At 74.0% G+C, this 16,708-nt stretch carries 3 protein-coding genes; all 3 read right to left on the reverse strand.

Annotated elements, in window-relative coordinates:
* Positions 1-58: 58 nt before the first annotated feature.
* Positions 59-14,017: a type I polyketide synthase gene (locus IEY91_RS06815; RefSeq protein ID WP_189173235.1), complete on the reverse strand. Its 13,959-nt coding sequence runs from the start codon at positions 14,015-14,017 to the stop codon at positions 59-61.
* 151 nt (positions 14,018-14,168) lie between these two features.
* A complete protein-coding gene (locus IEY91_RS06820; protein WP_229696754.1) occupies positions 14,169-15,335 on the reverse strand; it encodes a cytochrome P450 in 1,167 nt (388 codons plus the stop codon).
* A gap of 615 nt (positions 15,336-15,950) precedes the next feature.
* Positions 15,951-16,652: a response regulator transcription factor gene (locus tag IEY91_RS06825; RefSeq protein WP_164319554.1), complete on the reverse strand. Its 702-nt coding sequence runs from the start codon at positions 16,650-16,652 to the stop codon at positions 15,951-15,953.
* Positions 16,653-16,708: the final 56 nt, after the last annotated feature.

Genomic DNA, 16,708 nt, shown 5'->3' on the forward strand with positions numbered 1-16,708 from the left:
GCTGGGGTGATGTGGACGCCATCGTGTCTCTCTCCATAGTTCCCTGCTGGGGGCTGTGTCAGGACTCGCTGTCGCCTAGTGCCAGGCGGATCAAGTCGTCGGTGTTCATGTCGTCGAGGTCGCTCTCGCTGATGCTTGAGCCGCCTGACAGGTCTGTGAGGTCTGTCAGGTCCGTCAGGTCTGCCGTGTCGACGGCGCCCGGGGCGCCCGGTGCGTTCTCGTCGGGCTCCGGAGCGAGCGCGGTGAGCAGCCGCTCGGTCAGCTCACCCGGGGTCGGGTGGTCGAAGACCAGCGTCGGCGGGAGCTTGACGCCGGTCGCCGCGATCAGCCGGTTGCGCAGTTCCACCGCGGTGAGCGAGTCGAAGCCCAGGTCCTGGAAGCGGCGGTTGGCCGCGATCTTCTCCTGCGTGTGGCCGAGGATCGCGGCGACCTCGCCGCGCACGGTCTGGAGCAGGATGTGCCGGTGCTCGCGCTGCGGCGCCCGGTCCAGCTTGGTGCGCAGCTCGGCGGCGGTGTCCTTGACGGGCGCCGAGGTGCCGCGGTGCGGGGCCAGGGAGCGCAGGATCACCGGGGCGGTGTCCGCGTCCAGGGCGCGCGGGTCGAGGACGACGGCCGCGAGGACCGGGGCCGTGTCGGCGAGGACCGCGTCGAACAGGGCGAGCCCGTCCTCCGCGGACAGCGTGCCGATGCCGGAGCGCTGCAGGCGCAGCAGGTCGGCCTCGCTGAGGTTGCCGGTCATCGTGGACTCGTCCGCCCACAGGCCCCACGCGATGGACTGCGCGGGCAGGCCTTCGGCGCGGCGGGACTGCGCGAGCGCGTCGAGGAAGGTGTTGGAGGCCGCGTAGTTGGCCTGCCCTGCGGTGCCCAGCATCCCCGCGAAGGAGGAGAACAGGACGAACGCCGTGAGGCCGAGGCCGCGGGTCAGCTCGTGCAGGTGCACGGCGCCGTCCGCCTTGGGCTTGAAGACCCGGTCCAGGTGGCCCGGCGTCTGCGCGCCGATCACGGCGTCGTCCAGGACACCGGCCGCGTGCACCACGCCGGTCAGCGGGTGCTCGCCCGGCACGCCGTCGAGGACGGCGGCGAGGGCCGCGCGGTCGGCGGTGTCGCAGGCCGCGACGCTCACCTCGGCGCCCCTGGCGCGCAGTTCGTTCACGAACTCCTGCGCGCCGGGCGTCTCCATGCCGCGCCGGCCGGTGAGCAGCAGCCGCCGCACCCCGTGTTCGCCGGCGAGGTGCCGGGCGACGAGCCGGCCGAGGGTGCCGAGGCCGCCGGTGATCAGTACGTGGCTTTCGGCGCCGAACACCGGCTCGGCGGCCGGGGTCTCGCCCGCCTCCGTCTGGCGCACGCGCAGGCTCGGCATGGACAGCGTCCCGCCGCGCACGGCCAGTTGGGCGTCGCCCGAGGCGATCGCGTCGATCAGCGTGTCGGCGGAGCCGGGGCGGCCGTCGGTGTCGATGAGCGCGAAGCGGCCGGGGTTCTCCGTCTGCGCGGAGCGGATCAGGCCCCACACCGGGGTTCCGGTGAGGTCGGGGCGCTCCTCGGCGGTGACGGCGACGGCGCGCTCGGTCAGGACGGCGAGCCGGGAGCCCGCGAAGCGCTCGTCGGCGAGCCACGTCTGTGCCAGGCCCAGGGCCGCGTGCGCGGCCCGGCTCGCCCCCACGGTGGGTCCACCGGGTTCGGTGGACCCACCGGCCGTGGCGGACCCACTGGGTGCGGTGGGTTCGCTGTCGGCGGACTCGCTGATGGCGAGGCCGCCAAGTCCGGTGGCGACGACGACGGCGGGCACATCGGCCCCGTCGTCGACCGCGCGGCGCAGGGCGTCGAGGTCGGCGTGGGTCTCCGCGGCGACGCCGGTGGCGCGGACGACGTCCGCGAGGCCCGAGCCGTCCGGGCCGACGAGGGCCCAGGGCCCGGTCGGCGTCACGTTCGAGGCCTCCCGCTCCACCCACTGAAGGGCGAACAGGGCGGCGCCGTCCGCGGACGCGGCGGACGCGGCCGAGGCCAGCGTCTCCTTCGGGAGCTCGCGCACCGCGAGGGTTTCGGCGTCGAGGACCGGCGTACCGGTTTCGTCGGCGATGTACACGGAGCAGGAGTCCCCTTCGTGTTGGCGTATCCGTACCCGCAGCGCGGTCGCGCCGGGCGTGTGCAGGGTGACGCCGCTCCAGGCGAACGGCACCACCAGGCGGCTGCCCTCGCCGGCCGCGCCGCTGACCAGGGTCTGCAGCGCCGCGTCCAGGGCGGCCGGGTGGAGCTGGAAGCCGCGGGCGTGGGCGTGCGCGTCCTCGGGCAGCGTGACGTCCGCGTACAGGTCGGCGCCCCGGCGCCAGACGGCGCGCAGGCCCTGGAACGTCGGCCCGTACTCGTAGCCGATCTTGGCGAGTTCGGCGTAGAGGCCGTCGATGGGCACCACCGAGGCGCCGTGCGGCGGCCATAGGGTGAGGGCCGCCGAACCGTCCGGGTCGGCCGTGGCCTCGACCTCCTCCAGGATGCCGGTGGCGTGCCGCTTCCAGTCGTCCTTGGTGGCCGAGGTGGGCCGCGAGAACAGCGTGAAGCCGCGCGATCCGCCGGCGCCCGCGGCTCCCACCATCACCTGGATGTCCATGGGCTCCGAGAGCAGCAGCGGCTGCTCCAGGGTGAGGTCGCCGACGCGCTCCGCACCGGACTTGCGCCCCACGTACAGGGCGAGTTCGGCGACGGCCGCGCCGGGCAGCAGCGGCTGCCCCACGAGCGTGTGGTCCAGGAGCCAGTCGTGCACGTCCGGGTCGACGAGACCGGCGAACAGCCAGCCCTGGTTGCCGGCCAGCTCGACGGCGTTGCTCAGGAGCGGGTGGCCGGTCGTGGTCGGCGCGGGCGCGGCGGGCGGCGCGGTCAGCCAGTAGCTCTCGCGCTGGAACGCGTACGTCGGCAGGGCCACGTTGCGCGCCCCCGGGAACAGGCTGCTCCAGTCGACGTCCACGCCGTGCACGTGCGCCTCGGCGAGCGACAGGGCGAACTTGCCCACGCCGCCCTCGCCCCGGCGCAGCGTGCCGATGACGGCCACGTCCTGCGCACCCGCGCGGTCGGCGGTCTCGCCGACGGCCACCGTCAGGACCGGGTGCGTGCTGGACTCGACGAAGGTGGTGAAGCCGAGGCCGACCAGGTGGCCGACGACCTTCTCGAACTCCACGGTCTGGCGCAGGTTGCGCACCCAGTACGCGGCGTCGAGGCCGGTGGTGTCGATCGCGTCGCCGTCGACGGTCGAGTAGAACGGCACCCGCGACGCCTGCGGCCGCACCCCCGCAAGGACGTCGAGCATCTCGTCGCCCAGGGCCTCGACCTGGCGGGTGTGCGAGGCGTAGTCGACCTTGACGCGGCGCGCCATGATCTCCTCGGCCTGGCAGCCCGCGATCAGCTCGTCCAGTGCCTCGGGCTCGCCCGCGACCACCGTGAAGGAGGCGCTGTTGACGACGGCCACGGAGATCCGGCCGTCGAACGGGGCGATGCGGGCCTCGGCGGCGGCGCGCGGCAGGCCGAGCGAGACCATCCCGCCCTTGCCCGCGAGGCGTTCGGCGATCACGCGGGAGCGCAGGGCGACGACGCGGGCCCCGTCCTCAAGGGTGAGCGCGCCCGCCACGACGGCGGCGGCGATCTCGCCCTGCGAGTGGCCGACGACGGCCGCGGGCTCCACGCCGTACACCCGCCACAGCTCGGCGAGCGACACCATCATCGCCCACGACAGCGGCTGCACGACGTCCACGCGGTCCAGGGGACCGTCGAGCTCCGTCGCGAAGTCCCAGTCGATGAAGGGCTCCAGGGCCTCGCCGCACTCGCGCAGCCGGCTCGCGAAGGCCGGGGACGCCTCCCGCAGCTCCCGGGCCATGCCGACCCACTGGGCGCCCTGGCCGGGGAACAGGAACACGGCGTCGCCGCCCTGCTGGGCCTGGCCCACGGCCGCCAGCGGGGAGTCCTCGCCGCGGCCGACCGCGTCGAGCCCGGCGAGCAGTTCGTCGCGGCTGCCCGCGACCACGACGGCGCGGTGCTCCAGCGCCGCACGCGTGCGCACAAGCGACGCCGCCACGTCGTGCGGGGCCAGTTCGGGCCGGTCGCCCACGAACGTACGCAGCCGCTCGGCCTGCGCGCGCAGCGCGCCGACGGTCTTGCCGGAGAGCGTCCACGGGACGACGCCGGGTGCGGCGCCGGTGCCCGCGGGCTCCACGGCCGCGGCCTCGGCCACGGTCTGCGGGGCGTGCTCCAGGATGACGTGCGCGTTGGTGCCGCTGACGCCGAACGAGGACACGGCGGCACGGCGCGCGCGGCCGGTCTCGGGCCACGCCCGCTCCTCGGTGAGCAGCGAGACGTCGCCCCGGGTCCAGTCGACGTGCGTCGTCGGCCGGTCGACGTGCAGGGTGCGCGGCAGCTTCCCGTGCCGCATCGCCATCACCATCTTGATCACGCCGCCGACGCCCGACGCCGCCTGCGCGTGTCCGATGTTGGACTTCAACGAGCCCAGGTACAGCGGGTGTTCGGCGCCCTCGCGCTGCCCGTACGTGGCGAGCACCGCGTGCGCCTCGATCGGGTCGCCGAGCGGGGTGCCGGTGCCGTGCGCCTCGACGGCGTCGACGTCGGCGGCGGTCAGGCCCGCGCCCGCCAGGGCGTCCCGGATGACCCGCTCCTGGGAGGGGCCGTGCGGGGCGGTCAGGCCGTTGCTCGCGCCGTCCTGGTTGACGGCGGAGCCGCGCACGACCGCGAGGACCTCGTGGCCGTTGCGCCGCGCGTCCGAGAGCCGCTCCAGGAGCAGCACACCGACGCCCTCGCTCCAGCCGGTGCCGTCCGCCGACTCCGAGAACGCCTTGCAGCGCCCGTCGAGAGCCAGCGCGCGCTGACGGCTGAACTCCAGGAACGTGCTGGGCGACGACATGATCGCGACACCGCCCGCCAGGGCCAGGTCGCACTCGCCGCCCCGCAGCGCCTGCGCCGCCAGGTGCATCGACACCAGGGACGAGGAGCACGCCGTGTCCACGGTGATCGCGGGGCCCTGGAAGCCGAAGGTGTAGGACACCCGGCCGGAGGCCACGCTGGGGGAGTTGCCGACGAAGCGGTACGCCTCCACGTCCTCCGGTTCGACGGGAAGCCGCGAGGTGTAGTCGCTGTACATCACACCGCTGAACACGCCGGTGCGGGTGCCGTGCAGCGAGGTCGGGGCGATGCCCGCGCTCTCCACGGCCTCCCAGCTCGTCTCCAGGAGGAGCCGCTGCTGGGGGTCCATCCGGACGCCTTCGCGGGGGCTGACGCCGAAGAACTCGGCGTCGAACTCGTCGGCGCGGTACAGGAATCCGCCGTCCCGCACGTAGGAGTGGCCGTGCCGGTCCGGGTCGGGGTCGTAGAGGGTCTCCACGTTCCAGCCGCGGTTCTCCGGGAACGGGCCGATGGCGTCCGTGCCGCTGTCGACCAGGCGCCACAGGTCCTCGGGGGACCTGGTGTCGCCCGGGTAGCGGCAGGCCATGCCGACGATCACGATCGGGTCGTCCTGCGGGGCCGGCGCGACGGCCGCGGTCTGCTCCTCGGCGCGCTCGGCGCCGCCGGCCTCGGCGACCTCGTTCAGGAGGTGGTCGACGAGGGCGCCGGGCGAGGGGTGGTCGAAGACGAGCGTGGCCGAAAGGGCCACACCGGAGACCGCGCTGAGCCTGCTGCGCAGCTCCAGGGCGGTCAGCGAGTCCATGCCCAGGTCCTTGAACGCCGCGCCGGAGCCGACGGCGGTCGGGCCCGCGAGCCCGAGCACGGCGGCCACGGTCGAGCGCACCAGATCCGTCACCTTGCGGCGCCGCTCGCCCTCCGGGAGCCCCGCCGTGCGGCGCGCCCAGTCCGACGAGCCCGCGTCGGGCCGCGCCGCGCTCACGGTGGCGCGGCGGCGCGCGGGGCGCACCAGACCGCGAAGCAGTGCGGGGGCCGTCGCCGACTTGTCCGCGTCGCGCAGCGTCGCGAGGTCCAGCTCGGCGGCCAGGAGCACCGGCTCACCGGTGGTCAGGGCCGCGTCGAAGATCTGCGCGCCGCGCTCGGCCGTGATCGGCGCGAGCCCGGCCCGCGCCCAGCGTGCGAGGTCGGCGTCGGACAGCGTCCCCGCCATGCCGTCGGTGCCCCACAGGCCCCACGCCAGCGAGGTCGCGGGCAGGCCCTGGGCGCAGCGGTGCTGCGCCAGGTTGTCCATGAACACGTTGGCCGCGGCGTAGTTGGCCTGGCCCGCGTTGCCGATGAGGCCCGCGACGGAGGAGAACAGGACGAACGCCTTCAGCGGCGCGCCCGCGGTCAGCTCGTGCAGGTTCCAGGCCGCGTCCGCCTTCGGGCGAAGCACTTCGGAGACGGTCTCGGGCGTGAGGTTCCGCAGCGTGGCGTCGGCCAGCACACCGGCGGTGTGCACGACGGCGGTCAGCGGGTGCTCGGCGGGGATGCCCGCGAGCAGCTCGGTGAGCGCGGCACGGTCGGCCACGTCGCAGGCGGCGATGGTGACCTCGGCGCCCAACGCGCCGAGTTTCACGGCGAGTTCGTCCGCGCCCTCGGCGGCGCGGCCGCGCCGGCTGGTGAGCAGGACGTGCCGGACGCCGTGCGCGGTGACGACGTGCTCGGCGAAGAGGCGGCCCAGGGCGCCGGTGCCGCCGGTGATGAGGACGGTGCCTTCGGGGTCGAGGCCGGCGCCTTCGGAGTCGGCGTCAACAGGGGTGCGCGCCAGGCTCGGCGCGTACGTCTCGCCCTCGCGCAGGGCGAGTTCCTGGCCCTCGGCGACGGCCGCGAGCACGGCGCCCACGGTGTCGGGGGACAGCGGCCCGTCGACGTCGAGGAGGGCGAAGCGGCCGGGGTGCTCGCTGCGCGCGGTGCGCACCAGGCCCCACGCGGCGGCGCCGGGCAGGTCCCGCACGTGCTCGCCGGGCAGCGCGGCCACCGCGCCGTTGGTGAGCAGAAGGACGCGGGTCGCGGCCAGGCGCTCGTCGGTGAGGGCGCGCTGGACGACGGCCAGGGCGCGCGCGGTTGCGGTGTGCGCGGCCTCCGCGGCGGAGCCGTCGACGGCCGGGTGGGCGAGCACCAGGACGGCGGGCGCCGGGGTGCCCGCGGTGAGCGCGGCGTCGAGGGACTCCACGTCGAAGAAGCTGTCGCTGCGCACGCCCTGCCGGGTGAGCACGGCGGCCAGGCGCATCGGGTCGACCCCGAGGACCGCCCATCCTGCCTTGTCCGGCGCGGCGTCGGAGATCTCGTACTGCTTGAAGCCGAAGCGGTACAGGCCCTGGTGGTGGGCGGTCGCGCTCTGCGCGAGCCGGTCCGCGGGCAGCGCCCGCAGGATGACGGAGTCGACGCTCAGGACCGGGTCGCCGCCGGGGGCGGTGGCGGTCAGGGCGGCGCCGTCGCGGCCCGCCGGGGTCAGTCGCACGCGCAGCGCGGTGGCGCCGGAGGCGTGCAGCGTGACGCCGTCGAAGGAGAACGGAAGGCGCAGCTCGGCCGCTTCGTCCGCGTCGGGACCGGCCAGCAGCAGCGCGTGCAGCGCCGCGTCGAGGAGCGCGGGGTGGATGCCGAACCCGGCGCCCGCGTCCGCGTGCTGCGCCTCGGGCAGCGCCACCTCCGCGAACCTCTCCGCGCCCGACTGCCAGGCGGAGACCAGGCCCTGGAAGGCCGGGCCGTAGGTGTAGCCGAGCTCGGTGAGGCGGTCGTACAGACCGTCGGTATCGAGCGCGACCGCGCCCTGCGGAGGCCAGATCTCGTCTTCGCCAGGAGCGGGCGTCCGCCCGTCCACCGCAAGCGCGCCCGACGCGTGCCGGGTCCACTCGCCCTCGCCCCACGCGTCGCCGCCCGCCCCCGCCTCGTACCGGGAGTAGATGGCGACGGGACGCTCACCGGAGCCCTCGACGGCCGCGCCGACGGTCACCTGGAGGAAGACGGCGCCGTCCGCGGGGACGGCCAGGGGCTCTTCGAGGACGATCTCGCGGAGCCGGTCGCAGCCGAAGCGGTCGCCCGCGGCGACGGCGAGCTCCACCATCGCGGCGCCGGGCAGCAGCGCCGTACCGGCGATGACGTGGTCGGCGAGCCAGGGGTGGCTGCGCAGGGACAGGCGCCCGGTCAGGAGCAGGCCGTCGCCGTCCGCGAGGCTCGTCATGCCGCCGAGCAGCGGGTGTTCGGCGGACTTGAGGCCGAGGCCGTCGGCGTCGACGGCGGCGGGCGCGTCGTCCAGCCAGTAGCGGGTGCGCTGGAAGACGTACGTGGGCAGCTCGACGCTGAGCGCGCCGGGGAACAGGCGCGCGGTGTCGACGGCCGCGCCGCGCAGCGCGGCGTGGCCGAGCGCGGCGGCGACGGTGTGCGCCTCGGGGCGGCCCTTGCGCAGCACGGCCACGGGAGCGGCGGCCTCGGCCGCCTCCTCGCCGAGGCAGGTGCGCACCATCGCGGCGAGCACGGCGTCGGGGCCGAGTTCGACGTACGCGGTGACGCCCGCGTCCTGGAGGACGCGCACGCCGTCGCGGAAGCGGACCGTGCCGCGCAGGTGTCGCGTCCAGTAGTCCGGGGACGCGAGCTCCTGGGGGGTGGCGAGGGCGCCGGTGAGGTTGGAGACGACGGGGATGCGCGGCTCGGCGTACGTCAGGCCCGCGGCGACCGCGCGGAACTCGTCGAGCACGCCGTCCATGTGGTGCGAGTGGAAGGCGTGGCTGACCTTCAGGCGGGAGGTGCGGTGGCCCTTCTCCTTGAAGGCGGCGCCCAGTTCGAGCGCGGCGTCCTCGTCGCCGGTGACGACGACGGCGACGGGGCCGTTGACGCCCGCGATGTCCAGGCGGCCCCCGTAGGCGGCGAGCGCCTCGCGGACCTCCTCCTCCGCGGCCTCGACGGCGACCATCGCGCCACCGGCCGGCGCCGCCTGCATCAGACGGCCGCGCGCGGCGACCAGCGTGCACGCGTCCTCGAGCCCGAGCACGCCCGCGACGTGCGCGGCGGCCAGCTCACCGACGGAGTGCCCGATCAGGTAGTCCGGGGTCAGGCCCGCGTGCTCCATGACGCGGAACAGCGCGACCTCGACGGCGAACAGCGCCGCCTGCGTGTACTGCGTCTGGTGAAGGAGTTCCGCCCCGGCGGTGTCGGCCTCGGCGAACACCACGCTCTTGAGGGGCTGCGGCAGGTGCGTGTCGAGCTGCGCGCACACGGCGTCGAACGCCGTCGTGAACGGCGCGCACGTCTCGTACAGCTCACGGCCCATGCCGAGCCGCTGGCTGCCCTGACCGGTGAACAGGAAGGCGGTGCCGCCCTTGTTGACGCGGCCGGTGACGGCCTTGGTCGGGAGGGTGGCCGGGCCGTGCAGGACGTCGGCGGAGGCCTCGCCCTCGGCGAGCGCGGACAGCGCGGTCAGATAGCCCTCGCGGTCGGCGCCGACGACGGCGGCCGTGTGCGCGAAGAGCGTGCGCCGGGAGACCAGCGAGAGGCCGATGTCGCGCGGCTCGTGCTCCGGGTGAGCGGTGACGAAGTCCCGCAGCCGTGCGGCCTGGGCGCGCAGCGCCTCGTCGGTGCGGCCCGAAAGGAGCCAGGGGGCGGCGGGCAGGGCGGGCGCGACGTCCGCGCGCGGCTCGGCCGGGGCCTCGGCGGGCGCCTGCTCCACGATGACGTGGGCGTTGGTGCCGCTGATACCGAAGGACGAGACGCCCGCGCGCCGCGGCCTGCCGGTCTCGGGCCACGTACGGGCCTCGGTGAGGAGCGAGACGGCGCCCGCGCTCCAGTCGACGTGCGTGGTCGGCTCGCCGATGTGCAGGGTGCGCGGCAGCACGCCGTGGCGCATCGCCATGACCATCTTGATGAGGCCGCCGACGCCCGCCGCGGCCTGCGAGTGGCCGACGTTGGACTTCAGCGAGCCCAGGTACAGCGGCTCGGCGCCCTCGCGCTGCCCGTACGTGGCGAGCAGCGCCTGCGCCTCGATCGGGTCGCCGAGGCGGGTGCCGGTGCCGTGCGCCTCGACGGCGTCGACGTCCGCGACGGACAGGTCGGCGCCCGCGAGCGCGTCGAGGATGACGCGTTCCTGCGAGGGGCCGTTGGGGGCGGACAGGCCGTTGCTCGCGCCGTCCTGGTTGAGCGCGGAGCCGCGTACGACGGCGAGGACCTCGTGGCCGCCCCGGCGCGCGTCCGAGAGGCGCTCCAGCATCAGCATGCCCGCGCCCTCGGCCCAGCCCGTGCCGTCGGCGTCGTCGGAGAACGCCTTGCAGCGCCCGTCGGCGGAGAGCCCGCGGTTGCGGCTGAACTCGATGAACAGGCCGGGGTTGGACATCACGGTCACACCGCCGGCGAACGCGAGGTCGCACTCGCCGTCGCGCAGCGCCTGCGCGGCCATGTGGATGGCCACGAGGGAGGAGGAGCACGCGGTGTCGACGGTGACGGCGGGGCCCTGGAGCCCGAAGGTGTAGGAGGCGCGGCCGGAGACCACGCTGGTGAAGTTGCCGGTGATCAGGTAGCCGCTCGCGGTCTCGTCGGCGACGTCCAGGCGCGGCCCGTAGTCCTGCTTGATGGCGCCGACGTACACGCCGGTGCCGCTGCCGTGCAGCGCGGAGGGATCGATTCCGCTTCGCTCGACGGTCTCCCAGACCGTCTCCAGGATCAGCCGCTGCTGCGGGTCCATGCCGACGGCCTCGCGTGGGCTGATGCCGAAGAACTCGGCGTCGAACTCGTCGGCGTCGTGCAGGAATCCGCCCTCGCGGGCGTAGGAGCGGCCCGCGCGGTCCGGGTCGTCGTCGAAGAGCGCGTCCAGCGGCCAGCCGCGGTTGGCCGGGAAGGGCGAGATGGCGTCCTTCTCGTCCAGGACGAGCTGCCACAGGTCCTCGGGCGAGGTGACGTCGCCGGGGAAGCGGCAGGCCATCGACACGATCGCGATGGGGTCGTCGTCCGCCGCGCGGGACCTGCCCTTGCGGGCACTCGCCTGCGGGGCGGCCTTGGTCCCGGCCAGCTCGTCGGCGAGGTGGGCCACCAGGGCCTGCGGGTTGGGGTGGTTGAACAGCAGCGTCGCGGGGAGCTTCATGCCGGTCGCGGCGACGAGCCGGTTGCGCATCTCCACGGCGCTCACGGACTCGAAGCCGAGGTCGATGAACGCGCCCTCGGGGTCGATGTCGTCGCCGCCCTCGTGGCCGAGGACCAGCGCGGCCTCGTGGCGCACGATCTCCATGAGCCGCTCGACGGTCTCCTCGCGGCTCAGACCGCGCAGGCCGGTGTCCTCGAACTCGTCTTCGTCGGCGGTGGCGGCGGCGGGTCGAGCGGTCGCGGCCGGTACGGGTGCGGTGTACGAGGTGTCCGCGCCCTGGTCGGGAGCGGCCTGGTGGGCGGCGTCCGGGAAGGAAGCAGCGGTGACCGCGCCGGGCGTGGGCGCCGTGGCCCCCTCCAGCCAGTAGCTCTTGCGCTGGAACGCGTACGTCGGCAGCTCGGCCACCGAGGCGTCCGCGGGCAGCGCCGGGGTCCAGTCGACCGTGCCGCCGGCGGCGTGCAGTTCGGCGAGCGAGGTGAGGAAGCGGCGCGGCCCGTTCTCGTTGCGGCGCAGGGTGCCGACGATGACCGCGTCCGAGTCGGTGTTGTCCAGCGTCTGCTGGAGCGCGAGGGCGAGCACCGGGTGCGGGGTGATCTCGACGAACGCGTCGTGGTCCGCGAGGCCGCGGATGGTGCGCTCGAAGTCGACGGTGCCGCTGAGGTTGCTCATCCAGTACGTGCCGTCGAGGGACGGCGAGTCGATGAGCTCGCCGGTCACCGTCGAGTACATCGGCAGCGTCGGCGTACGCGGCTGGATCGGCTCCAGGAGGCCCAGGATCTCCTCGCGCAGCACCTCCATCTTGTCGCAGTGCGGCGCGAGGTCGATCGGGATGCGCTTGGCCCGCACGTCCTCGGCGACCAGCTCGGCGAGGAACTCCTCGATCGCGTCCACGTCGCCGGAGACCGTGATCTGGCGGGGCCCGTTGATGGTCGACACTTCGAGCCGGCCGTCGTAGCGGACCAGGCGCGGGCGGACCTTGTCGGCCGACATCGGCACGGAGATCATCGTGCCGTTGCCGACGACGCGCAGCATCGCCCGGCTCCACAGCGCCACGACGCGCGCCCCGTCCTCCAGGGACAGCGCGCCGGAGACCACGGCGGCGGTGATCTCGCCGTTGCTGTGCCCGACGACGGCCGTCGGCTCGACGCCGAAGGACCGCCACACGGCGGCGAGGCTCACCATGACGGCGAACAGCGCGGGCTGCACGACGTCCTCGCGCTCCAGCGAGGGCGCGTCGGGCGCGGCGCGCAGGACGGCTTCGAGGTCCCAGTCGACGTGCGGCGCGAGCGCCGCGGCGCAGGCGTCGACGCTCGCCCGGAACACGTCCGAGGTGTCGAGCAGATCGCCCGCCATGCCGGTCCACTGCGGGCCCTGGCCGGGGAAGACGAACACGACGCGCTCGCGCGGCTTCGCGGTGGCGCCGACGTGGTTGGCGGTGCGCCGGTTCGCGGCGAGCGCGGTCAGCTCGGCGGCGAACTCCTCGCGCCCTGTGCCGAGGACGACCGAACGGTGCTTGAAGGCGGTACGCGTGGTGGCGAGCGACAGCGCGAGGTCGGCGTCGGACGCGGCGCTGGAGTCGAGGTGCGCGAGCAGCCGCTTGGCCTGGGCGCGCACGGCGTTCGCGGTGCGGCCGGAGAGCAGCCAGGGAAGCGCGTCGCTGCGGAAGGCGGCCCTGCCCGAACCCGGGGCGGCCGCGGCGGGCACGGTGGGCAGCGGCGGCGACGCGACCACGACGTGGCAGTTGGTGCCGCCGACGCTGAACGACGACACGCCCGCGAGGCGCTGCTCGCTGCCCGGCCAGTCGCCCACGGTGTCCTGCACCCGCAGGTTCAGCTCGGCCATCGGGATGCGCGGGTTGGGCGCGGTGTAGTTGACGCTCGGCGGGAGCTGGCCGTGGGTGAGGGAGAGCACGACCTTCAGGAGGCCTGCCATGCCCGCCGCGGCGCCCAGGTGCCCGATGTTGGTCTTGGCGGAGCCGACGAGCAGCGGCGCCGACGCGGGCCGCGCGGTGCCGAGCACGGCGCCCAGCGCCGCGGCCTCGACCGGGTCGCCCACCGGGGTGCCGGTGCCGTGCAGTTCGACGTAGCCGACCTCGGCGGGGTCGGTGCCCGCGCGCTCGTAGGCGCGGCGCAGCAGATCGCGCTGCGCGTCCTCGTGCGGCACCGTCAGGCCCGCGCCGCCGCCGTCGTTGTTGACCGCGCTGCCGCGCAGCACGGCGTGCACGCGGTCGCCGTCCTCCAGGGCCCGCGCGAGCGTCTTCAGGACGACCACGGCGCCGCCCTCACCGCGTACGTAGCCGTTGGCGCGGGCGTCGAAGGTGAAGCACTGGCCGTCGGGCGACAGGCCGCCGAACTTCTGCGCCATGGCGGTCTTCTCGGGCGCGAGGTGCAGCTCCACACCGCCCGCGAGCGCGACCGTCGACTCGCCGTTGCGCAGGCTCTGGCACGCCATGTGCACGGCCACCAGCGAGGAGGCCTGGCCCGCGTCCACGGTCAGGCTCGGGCCGCGCAGGCCGAGCACGTAGGACACGCGGTTGGCGATGAGGCTGCGGTCGAGCCCCGTGAAGGAGTGGTGGGTCACCCCGGCGCCGCCGGACGTGCGGTGCACCAGGTCGGCGTAGTCGCCCGTCGCCGCGCCCAGGAAGATGCCCGTGTCACCGCCCTGCAGACCGGCGGGGACGATGCCCGCCTCCTCCAGGGCCTCCCAGCCCAGCTCCAGGATCAGCCGCTGCTGCGGGTCCATCATCGCCGCCTCGCGCGGGGCGATGTTGAAGAAGCCCGGGTCGAAACGGTCGATGTCGTCGAGGAAGGCACCCTTGCCGGTCGCGCCGTGCTCCGTGCCGAGACCCATGTCCGCGCGCTCGGCGGGGACTTCGGTCACGGCGTTGCCGCCGTGCACGAGCAACTGCCAGTACGCCTCGGGGTTGTGGGCGCCGGGGAAGCGGCAGGACATCCCGACGACGGCTATGGGTTCCCCGGCAAGCCCTGCATCGCTGCGGGTGTTGTCAACAGACATGCCATTCCTCACTCAAGGTCAAGCGGTGTTCTAGGGAGAGCTGCTGCGGCTGTGACGGCTGCTGCGGCTGCTACGGCGTTTCCAGGGGGGTGTACGTACGCCGGTGGGCGGGCCCAGGACCGCGGCATTGCGGTCCCGAGCCGGTGGCGGGCTACCAGTCGACGTGGATGCGGGCGAGCCCGCGGGTGCCCATCCCGTCCTTCCAGACCGCCGGTTCGGCGACGTCGGCGAAGCGCAGGCCGGGGAAACGGCTGACCAGGCGGGCGAAGACGATCTGCAGCTGGATCCGGCCGAGCGGCGCGCCGAGACAGCGGTGCAGGCCGTGCCCGAACGTGAGATGGACGGAGCTGCGGCCCTCGGGCTCCAGGAAGTCCGGCTCCGGATACACCTTGCCGTCCCGGTTGCCGTTGAGCAGCGAGACCATCAGGGCGTCCCCGGCCTGCACCAGGACGCTGCCGAGCTGCACCGGCTCGGTGGCCACGCGCGAGAAGCTGAGCGGAGTGGTGGGGGACACCCGCATCAGCTCCTCGACCGCCGCGTCCACCCGCTCGGGGTGGTCCACGAGGTCCTGGTACGCGCCCGGCTCGGAGAGCAGCACGTTCAGGTTCAGGGCGATCTGGCCGACGGTGGTCTCGTACCCGGCCATCAGGAGCGTGAGCCCGAGGGTGATCAGCTCACCGGGCGACAGCTTGCCGGCGTCCTGCGCCGCGATCAGCGAGGTCAGCAGATCGTCCTGCGGCTCGGTGCGCTTGGCGTCGATCAGGTCGGCCATGTAGGCGCTCAGTTCGAGGCGCTTGCGGCCCTTCTCCTGCGGGGTGCTCGCGGAGATGTCGAAGAGCACCTCGACCCAGTCGCGGAACTTCTCGCTGTCATCCAGCGGTACGCCGAGGAGCTGGCACAGGACGTCGAGCGGCAGGGGGTTGCCGAGGTGCTCCATGATGTCGGCGCCGGGGCCCGCCGCCTCGAGCCCATCGAGGTAACGGTCCGTCAGTTCCTCGATGCCCGGGGCCATCGCGGCCATCTTCCGGGCCGTGAAGGCGCCGGTGACGGTCTTGCGCAGGCGGGCGTGCTCGGAGCCGTCCATGCTCATCATCGACTCGGGCACGGGCTGGGCGTCGTTGAACGTCGGAGCGTCCGGCTTGACGGCGGCGGCCCTGCTGAACTTCTTGTCGTCCGCGAGCACCATGCGGCCGAGCGCGTAGTCGCGCACGAGCCACATCTTGTCGCCGCTCGGAGTGACGATCTGCTTGACGTCCTCCTCGCCCGGCGCGAAGAACTCCGGCAGCGGGCCCATCTGGTGATAGGGGCACTGCGTCATGGGTGTACTTCCTCCCCCTGGTCGTCCTGGTCGTCGGCTGCCAGACAGCCTGAATCCAGCGCTCCGCTTGTTCGGGCGCCTCGGTCTGCCGGTTGATCGCTCAAGCTCCGGACTCCTGGAGGCGGGTCTCGCCACAGGCCGTCATGGACCGTGAAAACATTGGCTTTGTCGAGCTGCTGGAAGCCGCCCTGTATTCCCTACAGGGAAAGGCCGTCGGCGACTTTACTGTCAACTCGGCAAGTCCATCGGATTGATGGAGAGCGCTGCCGCACTCGCCCCCGCATTTCCAGATTCCGACTGAGCCCGAACATACCCCCCGGCCGGGAAACGGGGGAACCGGAAAGCAGCTCAGTGCGAGCCTTCGACAGCGTGAAGTAGTGCACGTCACGGCGCGGTACGGCCCGGTCCTTGTGCCCGGTGCCAGGCCGCAAAGGGGGCCCTCGCGCGCGGCTGTCCCGTCAACGGGACGGACCGGGCCCGTGACGCCTGGGAACGAATCGGTCGCCTTCTCGGTCCGGCGGCCGCGAATCCGTAATTCCGCGACGGGTGTTCGGGGCGCGATCCTTGACGTATTTATAACGGGCGCGACTTTCTGTCGCGACGCGGGGGAGAAGGTCAGGTGTCGGCGTCGGTACGCCCCGGAGAACCCTCGCCGCGCAGATGCGCGAGCACGGCGAGCACCCGTCGGTTGCCTTCGGCGGGATCCAGCTCCAGCTTCATGAAAATGTTTCCGGAGTGCTTCACGACGGAGGCCTCGGTGACGGTCAGGCGGTGCGCGATCGCCTGGTTGTTGAGGCCCTGCGCCATCAGCGCGAGGACCTCCCGCTCGCGCGGGGTCAGCCGGCTCAGCGGCCGTCCCCGCGTCTGCTGCACGAGCAGTACGCGTACGACTTCGGGGTCGATGACGGTCCCGCCGCCCGCGACCCGGCACAGCGCGTCCAGGAACTCCGCGACCTCGCCGACCCGGTCCTTGAGCAGGTAACCGAGCCCGGCCACACCGCCGGGACCGCCAGGAGCACTGCCCCCGCCGAGGAGCTGGGTGGCATAGGCCGTGGCAACGTACTGGGAAAGCACCAGGACGGGCAACCGGTCGTGGCGGGCGCGCAGTTCGAGCGCCGCCCGCAGGCCCTCGTCGCGGAAGCCGGGCGGCATCCGCACATCGGTGATCACGACGTCCGGCCGCTCGGCGTCCACGGCCCGCGCCAGCGCGTCGGCGTCACCGACGGCGGCACGCACCTCGTGGCCGCCGCGCGTGAGCAGTTCGACGAGGCCCGCGCGCAGCAGCACGGCGTCCTCGGCGAGGACTATGCGGAGCATGGCGCCTCCTCGGCGTGCGGTGCGGTGAACTCCTCGCCCACTCACGGGACTTCGGG

The sequence above is a fragment of the Streptomyces lasiicapitis genome (assembly GCF_014646335.1).
Lineage (GTDB): Bacteria > Actinomycetota > Actinomycetes > Streptomycetales > Streptomycetaceae > Streptomyces > Streptomyces lasiicapitis.

Excerpts from the sequence above, each read along its gene's own strand:
- IEY91_RS06815 (WP_189173235.1), bottom strand. The coding sequence starts at position 14,017 with ATGTCTGTTGACAACACCCGCAGCGATGCAGGGCTTGCCGGGGAACCC.
- IEY91_RS06820 (WP_229696754.1), bottom strand. The coding sequence starts at position 15,335 with ATGACGCAGTGCCCCTATCACCAGATGGGCCCGCTGCCGGAGTTCTTC.
- IEY91_RS06825 (WP_164319554.1), bottom strand. The coding sequence starts at position 16,652 with ATGCTCCGCATAGTCCTCGCCGAGGACGCCGTGCTGCTGCGCGCGGGC.